Source organism: Mesorhizobium sp. P3_B5 (assembly GCF_056402815.1).
Window position 1 is genome coordinate 181,826 of record NZ_JBFUGR010000007.1, and the last position, 19,217, is coordinate 201,042.

Annotated in this window: 21 protein-coding genes; 13 read left to right on the forward strand and 8 right to left on the reverse strand. The window is 63.2% G+C overall.

Features of this window, described 5'->3' with window-relative positions; all coding sequences use genetic code 11:
- The first annotated feature begins 57 nt into the window (after nt 1-57).
- Nucleotides 58-1,611: an acetolactate synthase large subunit gene (locus AC1DVW_RS19615; protein WP_477325200.1), complete on the forward strand. Its 1,554-nt coding sequence runs from the start codon at nt 58-60 to the stop codon at nt 1,609-1,611.
- Between the two features lie 31 nt (nt 1,612-1,642).
- Here the strand turns inward: AC1DVW_RS19615 and AC1DVW_RS19620 are convergent, their stop codons facing one another.
- Nucleotides 1,643-1,945 (reverse strand): BolA family protein, encoded by a 303-nt coding sequence (locus AC1DVW_RS19620; protein ID WP_477325202.1) that lies wholly within the window; start codon nt 1,943-1,945, stop codon nt 1,643-1,645.
- 135 nt (nt 1,946-2,080) lie between these two features.
- Between AC1DVW_RS19620 and AC1DVW_RS19625 the strand changes: the two genes are divergently transcribed.
- From AC1DVW_RS19625 to AC1DVW_RS19650, 6 genes are all read left to right on the forward strand, one after another.
- On the forward strand, nt 2,081-2,710 hold the full coding sequence (locus AC1DVW_RS19625) for a J domain-containing protein (RefSeq protein ID WP_477246483.1): 630 nt from the start codon (nt 2,081-2,083) through the stop codon (nt 2,708-2,710).
- Nucleotides 2,711-2,833: 123 nt separating this feature from the next.
- Complete coding sequence (cobS, locus tag AC1DVW_RS19630) at nt 2,834-3,820, forward strand: cobaltochelatase subunit CobS (protein WP_258590079.1); 987 nt, start codon at nt 2,834-2,836, stop codon at nt 3,818-3,820.
- Nucleotides 3,821-3,831: 11 nt separating this feature from the next.
- Nucleotides 3,832-5,730 carry a cobaltochelatase subunit CobT gene (gene cobT / locus AC1DVW_RS19635; RefSeq protein ID WP_477325204.1) on the forward strand — a complete coding sequence of 633 codons (1,899 nt, stop codon included), beginning with the start codon at nt 3,832-3,834 and terminating at the stop codon, nt 5,728-5,730.
- Nucleotides 5,727-6,752 carry an esterase-like activity of phytase family protein gene (locus AC1DVW_RS19640; protein ID WP_477325206.1) on the forward strand — a complete coding sequence of 342 codons (1,026 nt, stop codon included), beginning with the start codon at nt 5,727-5,729 and terminating at the stop codon, nt 6,750-6,752. Before cobT ends, AC1DVW_RS19640 begins: the two co-directional genes overlap by 4 nt.
- Nucleotides 6,753-6,892: 140 nt before the next feature.
- The gene (locus tag AC1DVW_RS19645; protein ID WP_477325348.1) at nt 6,893-7,264 is read left to right on the forward strand and encodes an ArsR/SmtB family transcription factor; all 372 of its coding nucleotides are present in this window, start codon (nt 6,893-6,895) and stop codon (nt 7,262-7,264) included.
- On the forward strand, nt 7,261-7,746 hold the full coding sequence (locus AC1DVW_RS19650) for an SRPBCC family protein (RefSeq protein WP_477325207.1): 486 nt from the start codon (nt 7,261-7,263) through the stop codon (nt 7,744-7,746). Before AC1DVW_RS19645 ends, AC1DVW_RS19650 begins: the two co-directional genes overlap by 4 nt.
- Before the next feature lie 73 nt (nt 7,747-7,819).
- Here AC1DVW_RS19650 and AC1DVW_RS19655 read toward each other — a convergent pair whose 3' ends face one another.
- The 3 genes from AC1DVW_RS19655 to rpmB form a co-directional block, all read right to left on the reverse strand.
- A complete protein-coding gene (locus AC1DVW_RS19655) occupies nt 7,820-8,500 on the reverse strand; it encodes a polyamine aminopropyltransferase (RefSeq protein WP_477325209.1) in 681 nt (226 codons plus the stop codon).
- Between the two features lie 65 nt (nt 8,501-8,565).
- The gene (locus tag AC1DVW_RS19660; protein WP_477246493.1) at nt 8,566-9,246 is read right to left on the reverse strand and encodes a queuosine precursor transporter; all 681 of its coding nucleotides are present in this window, start codon (nt 9,244-9,246) and stop codon (nt 8,566-8,568) included.
- An 89-nt stretch (nt 9,247-9,335) separates the two neighbouring features.
- On the reverse strand, nt 9,336-9,632 hold the full coding sequence (gene rpmB / locus AC1DVW_RS19665; protein WP_477246495.1) for a 50S ribosomal protein L28: 297 nt from the start codon (nt 9,630-9,632) through the stop codon (nt 9,336-9,338).
- 256 nt (nt 9,633-9,888) lie between these two features.
- Between rpmB and AC1DVW_RS19670 the strand changes: the two genes are divergently transcribed.
- From AC1DVW_RS19670 to AC1DVW_RS19680, 3 genes are read left to right on the forward strand one after another with little or no spacing between them, the layout of a single operon-like run.
- Entirely contained in the window at nt 9,889-10,695 is an 807-nt protein-coding gene (locus AC1DVW_RS19670) for a DUF3108 domain-containing protein (RefSeq protein WP_477325211.1), read from the forward strand.
- Between the two features lie 28 nt (nt 10,696-10,723).
- The gene (gene yddG / locus AC1DVW_RS19675) at nt 10,724-11,611 is read left to right on the forward strand and encodes an aromatic amino acid exporter YddG (RefSeq protein WP_477325213.1); all 888 of its coding nucleotides are present in this window, start codon (nt 10,724-10,726) and stop codon (nt 11,609-11,611) included.
- Nucleotides 11,608-12,276 carry a lysoplasmalogenase gene (locus AC1DVW_RS19680; protein ID WP_477325215.1) on the forward strand — a complete coding sequence of 223 codons (669 nt, stop codon included), beginning with the start codon at nt 11,608-11,610 and terminating at the stop codon, nt 12,274-12,276. Before yddG ends, AC1DVW_RS19680 begins: the two co-directional genes overlap by 4 nt.
- On the opposite strand, the gene AC1DVW_RS19685 is transcribed toward AC1DVW_RS19680, so the two are convergent.
- Nucleotides 12,273-12,713 (reverse strand): cupin domain-containing protein, encoded by a 441-nt coding sequence (locus AC1DVW_RS19685; RefSeq protein WP_477325217.1) that lies wholly within the window; start codon nt 12,711-12,713, stop codon nt 12,273-12,275. The two genes, AC1DVW_RS19680 and AC1DVW_RS19685, sit on opposite strands and share 4 nt — an antisense overlap.
- Nucleotides 12,714-12,735: 22 nt before the next feature.
- Nucleotides 12,736-13,503: a hydroxyacylglutathione hydrolase gene (gloB, locus tag AC1DVW_RS19690; protein ID WP_477325219.1), complete on the reverse strand. Its 768-nt coding sequence runs from the start codon at nt 13,501-13,503 to the stop codon at nt 12,736-12,738.
- Between the two features lie 115 nt (nt 13,504-13,618).
- Between gloB and AC1DVW_RS19695 the strand changes: the two genes are divergently transcribed.
- The 3 genes from AC1DVW_RS19695 to AC1DVW_RS19705 all read left to right on the forward strand — a co-directional run bounded on the left by AC1DVW_RS19695 (nt 13,619) and on the right by AC1DVW_RS19705 (nt 17,234).
- Nucleotides 13,619-14,407 carry a class I SAM-dependent methyltransferase gene (locus AC1DVW_RS19695; RefSeq protein WP_477246631.1) on the forward strand — a complete coding sequence of 263 codons (789 nt, stop codon included), beginning with the start codon at nt 13,619-13,621 and terminating at the stop codon, nt 14,405-14,407.
- A 121-nt stretch (nt 14,408-14,528) separates the two neighbouring features.
- The gene (locus AC1DVW_RS19700) at nt 14,529-16,355 is read left to right on the forward strand and encodes an ABC transporter ATP-binding protein/permease (protein WP_477325221.1); all 1,827 of its coding nucleotides are present in this window, start codon (nt 14,529-14,531) and stop codon (nt 16,353-16,355) included.
- Between the two features lie 84 nt (nt 16,356-16,439).
- Nucleotides 16,440-17,234: a DUF1194 domain-containing protein gene (locus AC1DVW_RS19705; RefSeq protein ID WP_477325223.1), complete on the forward strand. Its 795-nt coding sequence runs from the start codon at nt 16,440-16,442 to the stop codon at nt 17,232-17,234.
- 26 nt (nt 17,235-17,260) lie between these two features.
- Here the strand turns inward: AC1DVW_RS19705 and AC1DVW_RS19710 are convergent, their stop codons facing one another.
- On the reverse strand, nt 17,261-18,196 hold the full coding sequence (locus AC1DVW_RS19710; protein WP_477325225.1) for a glycosyltransferase family 2 protein: 936 nt from the start codon (nt 18,194-18,196) through the stop codon (nt 17,261-17,263).
- Between the two features lie 247 nt (nt 18,197-18,443).
- Nucleotides 18,444-19,217, reverse strand: a complete 774-nt coding sequence (locus AC1DVW_RS19715) for a Stf0 family sulfotransferase (RefSeq protein WP_477325227.1) — start codon at nt 19,215-19,217, stop codon at nt 18,444-18,446.

The following is a 19,217-nucleotide window of genomic DNA, read 5'->3' on the forward strand; positions in this document are numbered from 1 at the left end:
AAACCGCTTCACACTTTTCCTGGAATTTCTCCTAACCGTCAGACGGGAGAGAATTGCATGAATGGCGCCGATGTCCTGTGTGACGTGCTTCTGGCCAATGATGTGACGGTCTGCTTCGCCAATCCCGGCACATCCGAAATGCATTTCGTTGCGGCGCTTGACCGCAAACCCGAGATGCGGTGCGTGCTGGGTCTTTTTGAAGGCGTGGTGACCGGCGCTGCCGATGGCTATGCGCGCATGACCGATCGGCCGGCCGCAACGCTGCTGCATACCGGGCCGGGCTTGGCCAACGGCCTGGCCAACATGCACAATGCCCGGCGAGCGCTCAGCCCGATGATCAACATCGTCGGCGACCATGCCTCCTATCACCTCGCACTCGACGCGCCGCTGACCAGCGATATCGAGAGCCTTGCGGCGCCGATGTCGAACTGGGTCCGCCGTGTCGATGGCCCCGGCGATGTCGCGCCGGCCGCGGAGGCCGCCTTCCGTGCCTCGCTGACGCCGCCAGGCATCGCGACCCTGATCCTGCCAGCGGATGCGGCCTGGGGCGAAGTCGGCGCGGTTTCGCCGGCCAAGGTGAAGCTGGCGCCGTCGCCCGCCGTCGACATGGACGCGGTGCGCAAGGTCGCCGCAGCCATCCGCGCCGCACAGGGTCGTGCCGGCATCATCGTTCGTGGGCGGGCGGCGAGAGCCGATGCGCTTGCGATTGCCGGCCAGATCTCGGCAGCCAGGGACGTCCGTCTGTTCAGTGACGTCCTCGTGGCGCGAATGCAACGCGGCCGTGGGCGCGTCGCACCGACTCGCATCCCCTATCCGATCGACGCGGCAACGGCGCTGCTTGGCGACATCGACGTTCTGGTGCTGGTCGGAGGCAGGGAGCCGGTTGCCTTCTTCGCCTATCCGGGAAAACCGGGACGGTTGGTTCGGGAAGGCTGTCAGGTGCTTACGCTGGCCGCCCATGGCGACGATCTGCATGCGGCGCTGGAAGCGTTGCGCGACGAACTGGGCGTAAAGCCGTCGCAGCAACCGGCCCACACCGCCGCCTTCCTCGACGAGCCAACGCCGCGCGGCAGGCTGACCGACGATGCCATCGGGCTCTCGGTGGCACGAAAGCTGCCGGCCGATGCCATCGTCTGCGACGAGGCGGTCACCTCGGCACGGCGCTTCTTCGCTTTGTCCGCCTTTGCCGCGCCGCACGACTATATGATGGGCACAGGCGGATCGATCGGCGGCGGTATTCCGATGGCAACCGGGGCGGCGATCGCCTGTCCCGACCGCAAGGTGATCAATCTCGAGGCGGATGGCAGCGGCATGTACACGGTGCAGGGGCTGTGGACCCAGGCCCGGGAAAATCTCGACGTGGTGACGATCGTCTTTGCCAACAGGACCTATGCGATCCTGCATGGCGAGATGAAGAATGTCGGGGTCGAGGCGATCGGCGAGAATGCCAGGCGAATGCTGGATCTCGACCAGCCCGCGCTGGACTGGGTTTCGCTGGCGAAAGGTATGGGCGTCGAGGCGGGGCGCGCCGACACATGCGAGCGGTTCGATGCGCTGCTGGACAGCGCCTTGTCGCGGCGCGGGCCGTTCCTCATCGAAGCGGTGATCTGAGGTCGCCGCGAAAGGCGAGGGCTGATTTGACCTACCAGCGGGTCTTTTCGCCCGGTGCCGAAGGTTCGATCGCCAGCGCATGCACGCCGGCCTTCAGTTCGTCGGCAAGCAGTTCGTTGACGGCGCGGTGGCGGTCGATGCGGCTCATACCGGCAAAATTCGGCGAGACGATGCGGACGCGGAAATGTGTCTCGCCAGTGCCGTCATAGGTGCCGTGATGGTCGGAGCCGTGGTGATGATGGCCGGCATGGAGATGGCTTTCATTGACGATCACCAGCCGCTCCGGCGAAAACGCCTTGTTCAGCTTGTCTTCCATCGTTGTCTGTATGGACATCGCCGCTTCTCCTCACCACATCTATGGTCGCCGCCATAAAATTCGCCATTCGCCGGTTTTATGCCGCGATTCAGCGGTTAGGGCGATCATCGCGAAAATGTCAATTCTTGTTTCGCAGTAGCGAACAGCCCATAAATGGGTGAGATGAAACCGTATCCCAAATATTTCGAGAAGATTCGTGTCCGCCCCGACAAGGATGCGGAACTCAAGTCGCGCTCGCCGATCTGCCAGTGGGATGGCTGCAAGGAGGCTGGCACCCATCGCGCGCCTGTGGGACGCATGAAGGAAGGCGAGTATTTTCAGTTCTGCTTCGATCATGTGCGCGAGTACAATAAGGGCTTCAACTACTTTTCTGGCGTGCCGGACACCGAGATCGCGCGCTTCCAGAAGGAAGCGATGACCGGTCATCGGCCGACCTGGAAGATGGGCGTCAACGGCGCCTCGACGCGTTCGTCGCCTGACATGGCCCAGATGCGTTCAGGCCGCGCCGGCTACTACAACCGCATGCGCGACCCGTTCGACCTGTTCAAGGGGCCGAAGGATCCGCGCGAGGCGCGCGCGCGCAAAGCCAAGCCGCTTGAGGCCAAGGCGCTGGAAACGCTTGGCCTTGATACAAAGGCGACTGGCAAGGAAATTAAGGCGCGCTATAAGGAACTGGTGAAGCTCCACCATCCGGATGCGAATGGTGGCGATAGAGGTTCGGAAGACCGGTTCCGCGATGTGCTGCAGGCCTATCGCGTGCTCAAGCAGGCAGGTTTGTGCTGAGCGACCTTACGGTTCGTGTCGTTTTCCAACTTTCATAAGGTTGGAAAAGGCTCTAAGACCGCCCCCGAACAAAATAGATTGCCGGCGAAATCAGGCTTTTCGCCCGTGGAGACGTTGATAGAGATGAACAAGGTCGATCGCGACATCGCCAACCTACCCGACACAACGGTGTCGGTGAAGGAGAAATTCGGCTTCGAATCCAAGATGGTGGTGCCGGCCTATTCGGTGACATCAGAGCATGTGCCCGACATCGATCCGGACTATCTGTTCGACAAGAACACGACGATGGCGATCCTGGCCGGCTTTGCCTATAACCGCCGCGTCATGGTGTCGGGCTATCACGGCACCGGCAAGTCGACCCATATCGAACAGGTTGCCGCCCGCCTCAACTGGCCCTGCGTGCGCGTCAACCTCGACAGCCATGTCAGCCGTATCGACCTCGTCGGCAAGGACGCGATCGTGGTCAAGGACGGCTTGCAGATCACCGAATTCCGCGACGGCATCCTGCCCTGGGCCTACCAGCACAATGTCGCGCTGTGCTTCGACGAGTATGACGCCGGCCGTCCGGACGTGATGTTCGTCATCCAGCGCGTGCTGGAATCCTCGGGCCGGCTGACGTTGCTCGACCAGAGCCGGGTCATTCGTCCGCATCCAGCGTTCCGGCTGTTTTCGACCGCCAACACGGTTGGTCTCGGCGATACAACCGGCCTCTATCACGGCACCCAGCAGATCAACCAGGCGCAGATGGATCGCTGGTCAATCGTCACCACGCTGAACTACCTGCCGCATGACAATGAGGTCGCCATCGTGCTGGCCAAGGCCAAGCACTATCGCGACACCAAGGGCAAGGACATCGTCAACAAGATGGTGCGTGTCGCCGACATGACGCGCTCGGCCTTCATCAATGGCGATCTGTCGACCGTGATGAGCCCGCGTACCGTCATCACCTGGGCCGAGAATGCCGAGATCTTCGGCAATATCGGCATGGCATTCCGGCTGACCTTCCTCAACAAATGCGACGAGCTTGAACGCTCGGTGGTGGCCGAGTTCTACCAGCGCGCCTTCGGCGAGGATCTGCCTGAAAGCGCCGCCAATGTGGTGCTGGGCTAAGCAGAGTCTCGATGGCGGGTCCGGGCGACAACACGCGCAACAAGTCGAAGACGGGGTCTGAAGCCGACAGCTTCAAGCGCGCCGTCACCGTCTGCATGCGCGCCATCGCCGGCGACAAGGAACTCGAGGTCGGCTTCGCCAAGGACCGGCCGGCGCTGGCCGGCAATCGCGCCCGGCTGCCCGAATTGCCCAAGAAAGCGTCGAAGGCCGACATTGCGATTACCCGCGGCCTCGGCGATTCCATGGCGCTGAAGCGCGCTTGCCACGACACCCGCATCCACAACAAGCTGGCGCCGGAAGGCAAGGCCGCCCGCGCCATCTACGACGCGGTCGAGCAGGCTCGTGTCGAGGCGATCGGTAGCCGCGCCATGCAAGGCGTCGCCGACAATATCGGCTCGATGCTCGAGGACAAATACGCCAGGGCCAACCTCATCGACGTCAAGGACAAGGCCGACGCGCCGATCGAGGAAGCGCTGGCCCTGATGGTGCGCGAAAAGCTGACCGGCCGCGCCGTGCCGAAGAGCGGCGAGCGGCTGGTCGATCTCTGGCGTCCTTGGGTCGAGGAAAAGGCCAGCGCCGATCTCGACGGGCTCTCGGCCAAGCTCGACGACCAGCAGGCCTTCGCCCGCGTCGTGCGCGACATGCTGGCCTCCATGGAAATGGCCGAGGAACTCGGCGACGACCAGGAGACCGAAGACTCCGAAGACAATGACGACAACCAGCCGCAAGGCGAGGAGCAGAGCGAGGAGGGCGGTGAAGACGATTCCGGCTCCGAGCAGTCGCAGTCCGACGATACCGAGGCGTCCGCCGACGATGAGCAGTCGGCCGAGACCGAGGCGTCCGACGCCACCGCGGACGATTTGTCCGACGATGACGATGCCGATGCCGAGACCCCCGGCGAGGCGCGCCGCAACGACAATCCCTTCACCAATCTGCCGAAAGAGATCGACTACAGGGTTTTTACAAACGCCTTCGACGAGACGGTTGGTGCGGAGGAACTGTGCGAAGAGGAAGAGCTGGACCGGCTGCGCACCTTCCTCGACAAGCAGCTTGCCAATCTGTCCGGCGTCGTCGGCCGGCTGGCCAACCGGCTGCAGCGCCGGCTGATGGCGCAGCAGAACCGCTCCTGGGACTTTGACCTCGAAGAAGGCTATCTCGATCCGGCGCGGCTGGTGCGCATCGTCATTGATCCGATGCAGCCGCTGTCGTTCAAGCAGGAACGCGACACAAAATTCCGCGACACGGTGGTGACGCTGGTACTCGACAATTCAGGTTCGATGCGTGGCCGGCCGATCACGGTCGCCGCCACCTGCGCCGACATCCTGGCGCGCACGCTTGAGCGTTGCGGCGTCTCGGTCGAAATCCTCGGCTTCACCACCCGTGCCTGGAAGGGCGGGCAGGCGCGCGAGAAATGGCTGAAGGACGGCAAGCCGCCGAACCCCGGCCGGCTCAACGACCTGCGCCACATCATCTACAAATCCGCCGATCATCCGTGGCGCCGCGCACGGCGCAATCTCGGGCTGATGATGCGCGAGGGCCTGCTCAAGGAAAACATCGACGGCGAGGCGCTCTTATGGGCGCACAACCGGCTGATCGCCCGGCCGGAGCAGCGCAAGATTCTGATGATGATCTCGGACGGCGCGCCGGTCGACGATTCGACGCTGTCGGTCAATCCGGGCAATTATCTCGAGCGGCATCTGCGCGCCGTCATCGAGTTGATCGAGACGCGCTCGCCGGTCGAACTGCTCGCCATCGGCATCGGCCATGACGTCACCCGCTACTATCGCCGCGCCGTCACCATCGTCGACGCCGAGGAACTGGCCGGTGCCATGACCGAGCAATTGGCCTCGCTGTTTGGCGAGGAAAGCGCGCGCGACACGCGGCGCGGCGGCCTGCGGCGCGCCGGATGATCTTTTCGCGCGGCGGCTTTCGGCAAGTGTTTTTCGCCGCCACTGCCTTGTTCGGCATGGCTCTGTCACCGACCATCGCCGCCGGCCCGACATCGGTCGAGCCGATCGAGATTTCGGCGCGGCCGATCAGCGAATTCCAGATCGGCCACGCCGAGAAACAGTTCGGACCGCTCGAATTCGTCGGCGGGCTGGAAATGACCTCGCCATCGCGCGATTTCGGCGCGCTGTCAGCCTTCCGCTTCCTCAAACCGGGCAGCGACTTCGTCGGTGTCGCCGATACCGGTTTCTGGTTCTTCGGCACCGTGGCTCACGATGCCGACAAGCGCCCCTCGGGCATCCAGAATTTCAAGATGCAGCAGATGGTCGATGCATCAGGCCGGCCGATCGACAGGAAATGGGAGGTCGACGCCGAAGGCCTCGCGGTCAAGGACGGCATCGCGACCGTCGGTTTCGAGCGCAATCAGCGCATCGCCCAGTTCAGAATAGACCCTGACAATATGAAGGCGCCGTTCAAGCAACTGGATTTTCTGGTTCCGGCCCGGGAGATCCGGCAGAACCGCGGCTTCGAGACGGTCACCTACGCCAATCCTTATGGCCAGCATGAGGGGGGACTGGTGGTGGTGTCGGAAAAGAGCCTGGACAAGGCCGGCAACATCTTTGCGGCAATCATCGAAGGGCCGCACAAGGGCGTCTTCACCGTCAAGCGCAATGGCGAGTTCGACATCACCGACGGCGCCTTCCTGCCGGATGGCGATCTTTTGCTGCTGGAGCGCAGTTTTTCGATGGCGAGAGGCGTCAAGATGCGGCTGCGCCGCATCTATGGCGAAAGCGTCGAGAAAGGCGCCGTCGCCGACGGCCCCGTGCTGATGGAAGCCGACATGGGCTACCAGATCGACAATATGGAAGGGCTCGACGTCTGGACCCGTGACGACGGCGCGCTGATGGTGTCGCTGGTCTCCGACGACAACCATTCGATCCTGCAGCGCAATCTCTATCTGGAATTTATTCTCCACCAGGATTGAGCGGCGCTCCAAGTGCACACCTGAAGTTGAGGTTTTCAACGGCGGGTTCGATTTGGTCGGGCGCCTTCCCCGATTTTCGCTCGCCAGAATACTTTAGTCTGGACTTGACAATTGGTGCGCCTCGCTCAATACTCAAGCCCATGCTTAACTATTCCGAGATCGACAGCATCTTGCGGGCCCTTGTCGAGCCCACGCGCCGCCAGATCCTGGAAAGGCTGAGCCGCGGACCGGCGACCGTCAGCCAGCTGGCGGAGCCGTTCGGCATGACATTCGCTGCCGTGCTGCAGCATCTACAGGCGCTGGAAGCCTGCGGGCTGATCCGCAGTGAAAAGATCGGGCGGGTGCGCACCTGCCGGATCGAACCGGGCGGACTCGCTCCGCTCGCCGACTGGATCGCGGAACGCCGCTTACCGGCGGAACGCCACCTCGATCGTCTTGGCCAGATCCTGGCCGAGACGGACCCCAAATACCAATCCCCCAAGAAAAATCAGGACAAGGACCAAGAGACATGAACCAGATTGCATCCGTGAAAGACGAGCACTCCGTCATCCACTCCACCTTCACCATCGAGCGGACCTATCCGCAATCGCCCGAACGCGTATTCCACGCCTTTGCCGACAAGGCGACGGTGCAACGTTGGCGGATCCAGGGTGATGGCTTTGCGATCGCCGAATTCACGTTCGATTTCCGTGTCGGTGGCGGCGAGGTGTCGCGCTTCAGTTACCAGGGCGGCCCGGAGGTCCGGCTCGACGCGCAATTTCAGGACATCGTTGCCGACCAGCGCATCGTGTTTTCGTACCGCATGGCGATCGGGCCGCAGCCGCTGTCGGCGTCGCTGACCACCATCGAACTGACGCCCTCAGGCGATGGCACCCGCCTGACCTATCCCGAACAAGGGGTCTTCTTCGACGGCGTCGACTCGGCGCAGGGACGCGAAGAAGGCACACGCGGATTGCTGGAGGCTCTCGCAGCAGAGCTTCAGAAAGCGAAGTAGGGCTTCTTGGTCATCGCTGGCACCTGACCAACCTCGGAACTGTTGGCCATCCTGCACCAGCGATGCAGGGTGGCTATCGCACTGCACCAGCCGCTGCGATCCAGATGACATGGCGCGCGCCACGCTTGCCGTTGGCCCGCACCTTGACCTCCTCGACCGCGAAACCCGCCTGCTTCAGCCGTCGCGTGAAGCCTGCATCTGGTCCTTGCGACCAGACTGCCAGCACGCCTTGCGGTTTGAGCGCGGCGCGTGCGGCGCTCAGACCGGCCACGCCGTAGAGAGCATCGTTGGCCTTGAAAACAATGCCCTCCGGGCCATTGTCGACATCAAGCAGGATGGCGTCATAGGTCAACGCCTTCGAGCGGATGATTTGTCCGACATCGGTCTCGCGGGTGCTGACGCGGGGGTCGTCGAGGCAGCCGGCAAAGACCTCGGCCATCGAACCGCGCGCCCAGGCGACGACCGCTGGTACCAGTTCCGCAACAACGATGCTGGCATCGTCGCCAAGCGCGGCGAGGGCGGCACGTAGCGTAAAGCCCATGCCGAGGCCACCGATCAGGATTTTTGGTTGTCTGCGGCCGGCAATCCTGTCGCAGGACAGTTTTGCCAGTGCTTCCTCGGAGCCGCTGAGGCGGCTGTTCATCAGCTCGTTGGTGCCAAGCATGATCGAGAATTCGTTGCCGCGCCGCTTCAGGCGCAGTTCCTGGCTGCCATCCGGGGTTTTCGCGCTATCGAGCTGGACCCAGGGGATCACGGGCGGTTTCTTTGTGTGGCCATGATCTTTTCCGAAAACCGGAAACCACTTTTCGGGATCATGGCCTAGACCGCGACCGCCGGCTGGCTCCAGCGGGCGGCGAGCAGCCGGTAGGGGATCAGCGCCACCACGGCGATGATCAGCTTCACCGAGAGGTCGCCGAGCGCCCAGGATACCCATCGCATGGTCTCTACCGGCAGCACGCCCATCAGCGGCGCCGTCTCCAGCGCAAAACTGTCGTTCGGCCCGGCGAAGGCGAAGGCCGCGGAAAAGGCGATGGTGAAGAACACGACGGTGTCGAACACCGAACCGACCAGCGTGCCGACGATCGGCGCGCGCCACCAGCTCTGCCGGCGCAGCCGGTTGAACACTGTGACGTCGAGCAATTGCGCGGTCAGGAACGCTGCACCGGACGCCGCCGCGATGCGCACCAGCCGGTCGGCTGCGGTCTCGAACTCGATCAGGCCGTGGCGAAACAGGAAGGGCGGGACGAGGATCGAGCAGACCACCGCGGTCATGAAGCCGACAAAGACGATCCGGCGAGCCACGGCGGGGCCATAGCGGCGGTTGGCAAGGTCGGTGACTAGGAAGGAGAAGGGATAGGTGAACGCACCCCAGGTGAGAAGGTCGGCCAGCGACAGGCCGCCGATCTGACCCTGCATGGGGAACTGCACAAGGATGTTCGACGCCACGACGACAAGCGCCATGGCGGCCACGAAGGGCAGATATCGCGAGAAGAAGTTCATTTTTTTATCCTGGGTAATGGAACCAGCGAAGCGCATCCGAACTCCGGACTGCGCTCCTTGGAAGGCGGTTGTCCCCCGCCTGAAAGATATTAAGCGGCGGGCTGCTCGGCCAGCTTCTTGGCGATCTGCTTCTTCAGCAGGCGGGCGCGCTGCGACAGCTCCTTGGCGTCTGCCTTGACCAGGAACGCGTCGAGGCCGCCGCGATGCTCGACCGAACGCAGAGCGTTGGCGGAAATGCGCAGGCGCACATTCTGGTTCAGCGTCTCCGAGATCAGCGTCACATTGACGAGATTCGGCAGGAAGCGACGCTTGGTCTTGTTGTTGGCGTGGCTCACATTGTTGCCGGACATGACTGCCTTGGCAGTGAGTTCGCAGGTGCGGGACATGATTCTAACCTTCAGTTCTCGGTCTGGCCAAACCTTTGTACCCGCGCCGGGTGGCGCGCGGTTTCGGTCAGGCGGCCTTTTGGAAAAGTTGGCGTTCCATAGTTGCATTTCGCCCATGCGTCAAGCTCCGGCTTGCCGGCGAGGCGATGGCTTAGTCCATATAAAGGCCGAAATTCAGCCTATAAGCGGTCGCACAGGGACATGCCAGGCCTGAGCTGCCCATCTCCGGCCGAAAAATCGAGGATCGATCCCCGCCATGCTTCGTTCGTCACGTGCTCTTGTTGCCTTGCTTGCCGTTGCCTTGCCGACAGCAACGTCCGCCGCCACGGCCAATTCCGCCGCCTCGCCGCAGTCCTTCAAGGGCGAATACACCGTATCTTTCCTTGGCCTTTCGATCGCCAGGTCGACGTTTTCCAGCCGCTATCAGGACGGCACCTATTCGATCGACGGCACCGTTTCCGCCGCAGGCCTCGCCAAGCTGTTCGATGATACGCGCGGCACGATCTCGTCCAAAGGCACGATTTCGGGCAAGAAGATGGTGCCGCAGGTGTTTCGCGCCGACTATACGTCCGGCAAGAAAGCATCGGTGGTCGATATCCGCTTTGCCAACGGCAGCGTCACCTCGACGCAAGTCGTCCCCGCTCCGGGCAAGCGCGACCCCAAGAGCTGGGTGCCGCTTGGCGCCAGCGACCTGGCATCGGTGCTCGATCCAATGGCGGCCACTGTCATCCACGCCGACAGCCTCGATCAGGTCTGCGGGCGCACGGTGAAGTTCTACGATGGCGAAATGCGCGCCAACCTGACGCTGACCTATGATTCGAAAGGGTCGATCTCGGTGCCCGGCTACAAGGGCGATACGGTCACCTGCAGGATGGGTTTTGAGCCGGTGGCCGGCTACCGCAAAGGCCGCAAGGCGTTGAACTATCTGAAGAACCGCAGCCGCATGATGGTGACGTTTGCACCGCTCGGCCAAACCGGCGTATATGCGCCGATCCACGCCACGGTCGGCACGCAGATCGGCACCCTGACCGTCAGCGCTGGGCGTTTCGAAGCAATCAACTAGGCGCCGTAGCGCGCCGCCGGAGACGGGCATGGGGCGCGCAACACTGATCGGCTTCTCGGCGGTCGCCATGTGGGCGCTGCTGGCCCTGCTGACGGACGCGTCCGGCGCGGTGCCGCCGTTCCTGCTGTCGGCGATCACCTTCACCATCGGCACCGCGGTCGGGCTGGTCGCCCGGCTGTTCATGCCAGCGGCCGACAAAGGCCAGAAGATCCCTCGTCAGGTCTGGGTGATCGGCATTGCCGGCCTGTTCGGCTACCACTTTTTCTATTTCACCGCTTTGCGGAACGCGCCGGCGGTGGAAGCGAGCCTGATCGCCTATTTGTGGCCGCTGCTGATCGTGCTCGGCTCGGCGCTGATGCCGGGCGAAAAGCTGGCCTGGAACCATGTCGTGGGTGCGCTGCTCGGCCTCGCCGGAACGGTGCTGATCGTCACCAAGGGCGGCGGGCTCGCCTTCGACGCGCGCTATACCTTTGGCTATGCGATGGCCGGCGTCTGCGCGGTGCTGTGGTCGTCCTATTCGCTATTGTCGCGGCGCTTCCCCTCGGTGCCGACCAGCATCGTTACCTGGTTCTGCGCGGCGACGGCGGCACTTTCGTTCGTCTGCCACCTCCTGCTGGAACAGACGGTGCTGCCTGACGGCGCCGGCCAGTGGCTGGCCGTGCTCGGCCTTGGGCTGATGCCGGTGGGCGCGGCCTTCTACGCCTGGGATATCGGCGTCAAGCGTGGCAACATCCAGGTTCTGGGGGCGGCGAGCTATGCGGCGCCGCTTTTGTCGACACTGGTACTGATCGCCGCCGGCGTCGCCGAGCCGTCCTTGCGTATCCTTGCTGCTTGCGTGCTGATCACCGGTGGGGCGGCACTGGCGGCGAAGTCGCTGTTCCTGCGCAAGCCGGCAACGAGCGGGGCACAGGCATGATGCCGTTTCCCGGCGGCATCGACGCCAACGCCAATGCGACGCTGGTGTTTTCGCTGGTGGCAGCGGTGATCTACGCCTTCACGCTTGGCATGCAGCCAACGCTTGCCCGCTCCGCAGTCAAGACGCTGGCCGTGGCAATGCTTGCCGTGCTGGTGTTGCTGCAGGGCGGCCCGTGGCTGCTGGTTGCAGCACTGGCGCTCAGCGCCATCGGTGACGCCTTCCTGTCGCGTGACGGCGAAAAAGCGTTTCTTGGCGGGTTGGCCAGCTTTCTCGCCGCCCATGTCGCCTATGTCGCGCTGTTCCTGCGCTCTGGCGGCGGGACAGGATTGCTTGGTGAACCGTGGCGGGGAACGATTGTGCTGGCGATGGCGGTGTTCGCGCTTGCCATGCTGGCCGCACTTTGGCGTCGCGTCGGCCCCGGCCTGCGCCTTCCGGTCAGCGTCTATGTCGTCGCCATTCTTGCCATGGGCATGTCGGCACTGACCACGAGCAGTATCTGGGTCATCGCCGGCGCCGTGCTGTTCATGGCGTCCGACGGGCTGTTGGCGGCGGAAAAGTTCCTCGTATCCGCCATCTCGCCGCAGCGCTTGTGGATGCGCTATGCGGTCTGGGCGCTGTACTACGCCGCCCAATTGGGGATCACCCTGGGTTTCCTGTTGGGCTAAGATCCTTTTGGATGCCAGCCAGGCTTAGCCATCTCAAATGCGGCGAAGTCAAAGCCAGGCGCCACGGTGCAGCCGACCAGCGTCCATTCGCCCAGGCTGCGCGCCGATTGCCACCAGCCGGCCGGCACGACGATCTGCGGCCGTTCGCCCGCGGCAAGTGCCGGGCCTAGCACCTGTTCAATGACCTGCTCGACGACGGCGCCGTCGTCCAGATGCATCGACAGCGCCAATGGCGCGCCGGCATAGAAGTGCCAGACCTCTGCCGCGTCCTTGACCCGGTGCCAGGCCGAAATCTGGTCCTGTTCCAGGAGAAAATAAATCGCCGTCGAATGGCCGCGCGCGCCGCCTGCGCCGTCGCGAAAGGTCTCGGCATACCAGCCGCCTTCCGGATGCGGTTTCAGGCCGAGGATGGCGACGATTTCGGCGGAACTGGTCATGGTTTGGAGACTAGCACCGGGGTCAGAAATTGTCCTTGCGCTTGCGGATCTCGGCGAAGACGTCGGCGTCGGAGGCGGTCTCCATGCCGAGATGCTTGCGGATTGCCGGATCGTGCCAGCGCAGGAATGGATTGGTCGACAGCTCCTCGCCGATCGTGGTCGGCAGCGTCGGCTTGTTGTCGGCGCGCAAGGTTTCGATTTTCGCAGCGCGTTCCTTCAGCGCCGAATTGGTCGGGTCGACGGTCAGCGCGAAGCGGGCGTTGGACAGCGTGTATTCATGGCCGCAATAGATGACCGTCTCGGCCGGAAGGGCGGCGAGCTTTTGCAACGAATCATACATCACCGGCGGCTTGCACTCGAACAGCCGGCCGCAGCCGAGCGCGAACAGCGTGTCGGCGGTGAACGCCACTTTCGACGCCGGCAGATGGTAGGAAACATGGCCTGCCGTGTGACCGGGCGTGGCAATGACGTCGATCCTTTCCTCGCCGAGGTAGACGACCGAGCCTTGCTCGACGGTCTCGTCGATGCCGGGGATCTTTGCCTGTTCCGCCTCCGGTCCGACGATGCGCAGCTTGAAGCGCTCTTTCAGCGCCAGATTGGCCTCGACATGGTCGATATGGTGGTGGGTGGTCAGGATCATCGTCGGCGTCCAGCCGGTGCGCTTGATCGCAGCCAGGATCGGCGCCTCCTCGGGTGCGTCGATGATCGCGGTCTGACCGCTTTTGGGGTCATGCACCAGCACGCCGAAATTGTCGCTGCGGCACATGAACTGTTCGATTTCGACCGGCATCGTCTCTCTCCATTGTCGCCGCAGACATAGGGCGCTTGCCCGCCGATGTCATCCGGCTTTGTCGAACTTGGCGCCTTTGTTGAACTTCGGCGGCATCGAAGCTACCGTCCCGCGCATGCATTCCGATATTGTCGATCTCCGCTCCTTCTATTCCACCACGCTCGGCCGCCTGGCCGAACGCTCGATCGCCATGGCGCTGTCCTCTATTTGGGCTGCCGTGCCCAACGAGCGGCTGGTCGGCCTCGGCTACACCTTGCCGTGGCTGGAGCGCTTCGGCACCGACGCCGAGCGGGTCTTTGCCTTCATGCCGGCGACGCAAGGCGCGGTGGTCTGGCCGGCGACGGGGCCGACCGCCACCGCCCTGGTTTTCGACGAGGAACTGCCGCTGGTCGATTCCTGCATCGACCGCATGCTGCTCGTCCATTCGCTCGAGCACGTCGAGAACCCGCGCGAGACGCTGAACGAGATCTGGCGGGTGCTGTCGCCCGCGGGGCGCGTCGTGATCGTCGTGCCCAACCGGCGCGGCGTCTGGGCCCGTTTCGAGCATACGCCGTTCGGCAATGGCCGGCCGTTCTCGCGCGGCCAGCTCACCGAGTTGCTGCGCGAAGCGAATTTCACGCCGGCAGCCTGGTCCGAAGCCCTGTTGTTCCCGCCATCGCGGCGGCGCTTCATGATGCGCTTCCACAATGTGCTGGAACGCGTCGGCCGGCGTTTCTGGCCGATCTTTTCCGGCGTCATCGTGGTCGAGGCGCAGAAGCGGCTCTATCAGGGCGTGCCGGTTGCCCAGCGCGCTTCCCGCCGCGTCTTCGTGCCGGTTCTGTCGCCGCAAGGCGCCACCAGGCTCGGCCGGCTGTCGCAGGCCGGAGATGGACCGTCTTTGGCTGGGCGAGTGACGCGTTCGTGATCGGCGTTGCACTGTCTCGGACCCTATCTGTCGGGGGCGAATTCGCCGCCCGATCTAAGGGCATACGCCAGCAACGTCGTGATCGGTTTCAGCACCGCCTTTGAACGCAAGGACTTCACCCATGGCTGATCACCCGGACGACAAGGCCAGCGCCGTGCCTGTTGCCGCGCCGGTCGAGACCAGCCTTGGCGAGCAGATCGCGACAATCAGGCTGGCGCTGACGGCCTCGCCGGTGCGCAAACAACTGCTGTGGGCCTGCCTCGGCATCGTTGCCGTCATTGTCGCAACCGCGGTCGGGCAAGTTCTGCTCAACCGCTGGAACCAGCCCTTCTATGACGCGCTGGCGCGGCGCGATATGCAGGACTTCCTGCATCAGCTCATGGTGTTTGCGGCAATAGCCGGCGGGCTTCTGGTGCTCAATGTCGGCCAGACCTGGCTCAACCAGATGATCCGGCTGAAACTGCGCGAGGCGCTGACGCTCGACCTGATCGATGAATGGCTGCGGCCGGCGCGTGCCTTCCGGCTGGCGCATGCCGGCGCCATCGGCGTCAATCCCGACCAGCGCATGCAGCAGGACGCCGGTCACCTTGCCGACCTTTCGACCGATCTGGGCGTCGGCCTGCTGCAGTCGTTCATCCTGCTAGCCTCGTTCATCGGCGTGCTGTGGTCGCTGTCTTCGGGCTTCGTCTTCCACTTCGGCGCTCATGCGGTAGCGATACCCGGCTACATGGTGTGGGCAGCGATCCTTTATGCCGGCATCGCCTCCTGGCTGAGCTGGCTGGTCGGCCGGCCGCTCATCCGACTGAACAGCGATCGCTATACGCGTGAGGCGGAGCTGCGCTCGTCGATGGTCCGCGTCAACGAGAATGTCGACGCCATTGCGCTTGCCCATGGCGAAACCGATGCCAAACGCCAGCTGCAGCTCGACCTTGGCACGGTGCTGGGCGCCATGCGGCGCATCTACGGCGCCCAGATCAACCTTGCCTGGGTGACCGATACCTATGGCTGGATCACCGTCGTGGCGCCGATCCTCGTCGCTTCGCCGGTCTATTTCGCTGGCGATATCAGCTTCGGCGGGCTGATGATGGCGGTCGGTGCCTTCAACCAGGTGCATTCGTCGCTGCGCTGGTTCGTCAACAATATCGGCGGCATCGCCGACTGGCGCGCGACGCTGATGCGCGTTGCCGACTTCCGCATCGCCCTGGCTGAAACGGATGTGCTGCACGACACGGAAAAGCGGATCGCCTTCGGCGAAAACCCGGACGGCACTTTGACATTCGAGGCGCTGCAGGTGTCGTCACCCGAGGGATGCTCGAAACTCGCTGAGCCGCATGTCGAAATCCGCGTCGGCGAGCGCGTCATGATCACCGGAGAACAGGGCGCCGGCAAGACGCTGTTCTTTCGCGCCATTGCCGGTCTGTGGCCCTGGGGAAGCGGGCGCATCGGCATGCCGGCTGCAGAAGTGCCGGCGTTCGTTCCGCGCACGCCCTATTTCCCGCTTGGCACGCCGCGCGAAGTGCTCAACCATGCCGGTGGCGTCATCACGGCGGATGCCGACATCTCAGCGGTGCTGGCCGAGGTCGGTCTTGCGCGGCTGTCGTCCTCGCTCGACCGCTCGGCGCGTTGGGAACATGAGCTCAGCGATGACGAGCAGCGCCTGCTGGCCTTTGCCAGGCTCGCGCTGCTGCGGCCGAAATGGGTGATCATCGACGAAGCGCTGGACACGTTTGACGGGGCGACGCTGCGGCAGGTGCTGGCGATGCTGGAGAAGCGTCTCACTGGTGCTGCGATCCTCAACATCGGCCGTGGCCAGCACAACAGCCAGTTTTTCCCGCGTTCGCTGATGATCGTGAAGGATACCGCCGGATCGGCTCTCAAACCTGCGCGTGTCCGGGCCGGCGCGATCGAGCCACCACCGCAGACCGCTGCACGCGGCAAGAGGAAATAGGTTCGCGACGGAAGAGGCTGGGCAAGCTTTATTTCGCCGTGATCGCAGGAAAAACTGCCGGCATCGTTCGGAAAGCCTGTGGCCATGCTTGACGCACTCAGCCTGCTTGCTTGCCTTGCCTGCGCTCCTGCCTCAGCGCAGGCCGCGCCTACCAGTGCCGTGGATGTCGAGCTGGTGCTGGCGGTCGACATCTCGCAGTCGATGGACGAAAGGGAGTTCGCCCTGCAGCGCGCCGGCTATGTCGAGGCGCTGCGCCACCCCGATTTCATCAAGGCTGTGCGTTCGGGCAGCACGGGCCGTGTCGCGCTGGCCTATTTCGAATGGGCAAGCGTCGTCCGCGACGATGGTGTCATCGCCTGGCAGGTCATCGACAGCGCCGAGAGCGCCAACGCTTTCGCCGACAAGATCGCAGCCCGTCCCTTCCGAAGCTTTCGCGGCACCTCGATTTCCGGCGCGCTGGCCTTCGGCGCCGGGCTGTTCGAGGGAACCGCATTCGACGCGACGCGCAGCGTTATCGACATTTCCGGCGATGGCCCCAACAATACCGGGGTGCCCGTAACGTCGACACGCGACGCGGCGGTGGCAAAGGGCATTGTCATCAACGGCCTGCCGATCCTGATCAGCCCGTCGCCGACCTTCAGCCATCTCGACCAGTATTATGCCGAGTGCGTCACCGGCGGCCCCGGCTCCTTCGTGCTGCCGATCTACGCGGCGTCCGAGTTCGCGACCGCCATACGCCGCAAGCTGATTCTCGAGGTGAGCGGCGTTTCCGATCCCAAGACGATCCGGATCGACGCGGCAGCTCCGATCGATTGTCTGCAGGGCGAGCGCGACCGGCGGTTCTATTCCGACCCGTTTTTTCCGGAACTTGATCGCTGAAGCTGCAATGCTATTCGGGTGACAATTCAGGCCGGCCGCGCGCCATACTTGTCGCGGAATTCATCGTAGACATCGCGGCGCCAGCGCCGGCCGCCGACGTAGCCGCGCACCAGCTGCGGTAGCGAATAACCAAGCGTTTTGGCCGACCGGTTGGCCAGATAACCGGCAAATGCCTGCGAAACCCTGCCCTTTATGGCGTCAGCGATGATCTGCCGCGCGATCATGTAGGGGGGAATGTCGGGATAGCGGTCGACGATACAAGGGTGCTTGCCCATCAGGTTTGCGTAGGCTTCGACATAGCCGTCACGCCGGCCGGAAATCGAATTCTCCGAATTGTACTTTTTCCAGTCGATATCCTCGGACAGCAGCGCGCCGCCGCGCCGGGCAAAGCGCAGCAGCAACTCGCGATCCTGCATGCGCACAATGTCGCTGTCGTAGCCGCCGATTGCCAGCAGCGATTCGCGCGTGGCCGTTATCGCGGTGCCGGCGATGAATATGGTCTGCGCGACCAAAGCTCTTTCGAACGCGTTTCGGGCCAGGAAGGCTTCGCGGTTGACGCATCTGGTGCTGCGGCCACCCTTCACCGACACGAAGGAACTGATCAGCACTTCGAGCGATGGGTTTTCCTCGAAACGCTCCAGCGTTCGCTGCAGCCGGTCCGGCAAGTAGACATCATCGGAATCGAGGAAGGTGACGATGGGCGCTTGCGCGCGCTCGATGCCGGCATTTCGGGCGGCATTGGCGCCCCGCCATTTGGCGCCGATATAGATCAGGCGCGGATCGTGAATCCGGGCCAGTGCCGCTCCCGTTCCATCGGTCGAGCCGTCGTCGACGACGATGTGCTCGAACCGGGTCTCGTTCTGCGCCAGCACGCTTTCCACGGCGCGTACAACCTGATCGCGCCGATTGTGGGTCGGCGTGATCACCGTGATGAGAGGCGCTCGATCGGTCTTTCTGGGCATGTCGCTTCCGCTATGCCCCGGGTCCTGCGAGGATCGAATTGCTCGGATGGTCGCCTTCTAATGCCCGCCCCGGAATCGCATTCGCTTCGAACGCTACAAAGAAGAAGCGATGGTGTCATCACAAAGTGTTGATGCGGGGCCTGTCCGGGACGGCGAATTCCACGAGCCAGCGTCTCAATTGCAACACCGCGTTCAGACCGGGGAAGCTTCAGACCCCCACGATCGAGGTCGATCGCGCCTGCTATTTCTACTTCTTCAGCAAACTACGGATGCGATTTCTGCGGTGCCGGAAGCTTGAAGGGTCGGCGTATTCGGACAGAAAACGCTCTCTCCATTCGTCATTGATTGTGTCGCGCTGGATTTCGAGGCCTGACTCGAGGTTCGTTTCCCAGAGAGGCTCCACATCCACCAAGCGTGCAATTTGCTCGAGGCTTGCCCGCGGATCTTGCTGAATTTGCTCGTAGGTCAGCGAAAGGAAGGGCAATCCGTTTTTCGCAAGCCAGACATCCCATGACAGATTTTCCATCGAGATATTGTCAAGCGATTCGGCAATCGCGGCGCCATCGTAGCGTGGTGTCCTCTGAGCGACTTCGGTGGAGCGGAATCGACCGGTTTGACGGGCGCGTGTCCAGGAGATTGCTTGGCCAATGAGATCTCGGCGCGTCAAGCGGACGTATCGCAAGTTTGGGAGGCTGGCCGGCAGGTCCAGTCTCTTGGCGACTTGGGAGAATTGGCTTGCGAACAGTTTGACTGCGTAAATTCCCGAAGAAGACCGCCCGTCCGTCAATACACGCAAAAGCTGGGCGCGGGGGTCCCGAGGATAGCCCGGCAATTCCAGCACTCTGCGGCCACCAAACCATTCCAGAGGATGGCCAAGCCCGGCCGATGCCATCAATCCAGCAAGATGATTGCTGCCGCTGCGCGGTGAAGTACAGACCAGAATTCCCGCCTTTATGCCGGACAGGATGTCCTGCGGGATTTCAACGGGCGTTGGATGTCGAAAGAAGTCCATTGCGATCAT

Excerpts from the sequence above, each read along its gene's own strand:
- AC1DVW_RS19695 (WP_477246631.1), top strand. The coding sequence starts at position 13,619 with ATGCATTCCGATATTGTCGATCTCCGCTCCTTCTATTCCACCACGCTC.
- AC1DVW_RS19650 (WP_477325207.1), top strand. The coding sequence starts at position 7,261 with ATGAACCAGATTGCATCCGTGAAAGACGAGCACTCCGTCATCCACTCC.
- AC1DVW_RS19705 (WP_477325223.1), top strand. The coding sequence starts at position 16,440 with ATGCTTGACGCACTCAGCCTGCTTGCTTGCCTTGCCTGCGCTCCTGCC.
- cobS (WP_258590079.1), top strand. The coding sequence starts at position 2,834 with ATGAACAAGGTCGATCGCGACATCGCCAACCTACCCGACACAACGGTG.
- AC1DVW_RS19670 (WP_477325211.1), top strand. The coding sequence starts at position 9,889 with ATGCTTCGTTCGTCACGTGCTCTTGTTGCCTTGCTTGCCGTTGCCTTG.
- AC1DVW_RS19640 (WP_477325206.1), top strand. The coding sequence starts at position 5,727 with ATGATCTTTTCGCGCGGCGGCTTTCGGCAAGTGTTTTTCGCCGCCACT.
- AC1DVW_RS19700 (WP_477325221.1), top strand. The coding sequence starts at position 14,529 with ATGGCTGATCACCCGGACGACAAGGCCAGCGCCGTGCCTGTTGCCGCG.
- AC1DVW_RS19710 (WP_477325225.1), bottom strand. The coding sequence starts at position 18,196 with ATGCCCAGAAAGACCGATCGAGCGCCTCTCATCACGGTGATCACGCCG.
- gloB (WP_477325219.1), bottom strand. The coding sequence starts at position 13,503 with ATGCCGGTCGAAATCGAACAGTTCATGTGCCGCAGCGACAATTTCGGC.
- AC1DVW_RS19715 (WP_477325227.1), bottom strand. The coding sequence starts at position 19,217 with ATGATCGCAATGGACTTCTTTCGACATCCAACGCCCGTTGAAATCCCG.
- AC1DVW_RS19625 (WP_477246483.1), top strand. The coding sequence starts at position 2,081 with ATGGGTGAGATGAAACCGTATCCCAAATATTTCGAGAAGATTCGTGTC.
- AC1DVW_RS19645 (WP_477325348.1), top strand. The coding sequence starts at position 6,893 with ATGCTTAACTATTCCGAGATCGACAGCATCTTGCGGGCCCTTGTCGAG.
- rpmB (WP_477246495.1), bottom strand. The coding sequence starts at position 9,632 with ATGTCCCGCACCTGCGAACTCACTGCCAAGGCAGTCATGTCCGGCAAC.
- AC1DVW_RS19615 (WP_477325200.1), top strand. The coding sequence starts at position 58 with ATGAATGGCGCCGATGTCCTGTGTGACGTGCTTCTGGCCAATGATGTG.
- AC1DVW_RS19660 (WP_477246493.1), bottom strand. The coding sequence starts at position 9,246 with ATGAACTTCTTCTCGCGATATCTGCCCTTCGTGGCCGCCATGGCGCTT.
- AC1DVW_RS19680 (WP_477325215.1), top strand. The coding sequence starts at position 11,608 with ATGATGCCGTTTCCCGGCGGCATCGACGCCAACGCCAATGCGACGCTG.
- AC1DVW_RS19685 (WP_477325217.1), bottom strand. The coding sequence starts at position 12,713 with ATGACCAGTTCCGCCGAAATCGTCGCCATCCTCGGCCTGAAACCGCAT.
- AC1DVW_RS19620 (WP_477325202.1), bottom strand. The coding sequence starts at position 1,945 with ATGTCCATACAGACAACGATGGAAGACAAGCTGAACAAGGCGTTTTCG.
- yddG (WP_477325213.1), top strand. The coding sequence starts at position 10,724 with ATGGGGCGCGCAACACTGATCGGCTTCTCGGCGGTCGCCATGTGGGCG.
- cobT (WP_477325204.1), top strand. The coding sequence starts at position 3,832 with ATGGCGGGTCCGGGCGACAACACGCGCAACAAGTCGAAGACGGGGTCT.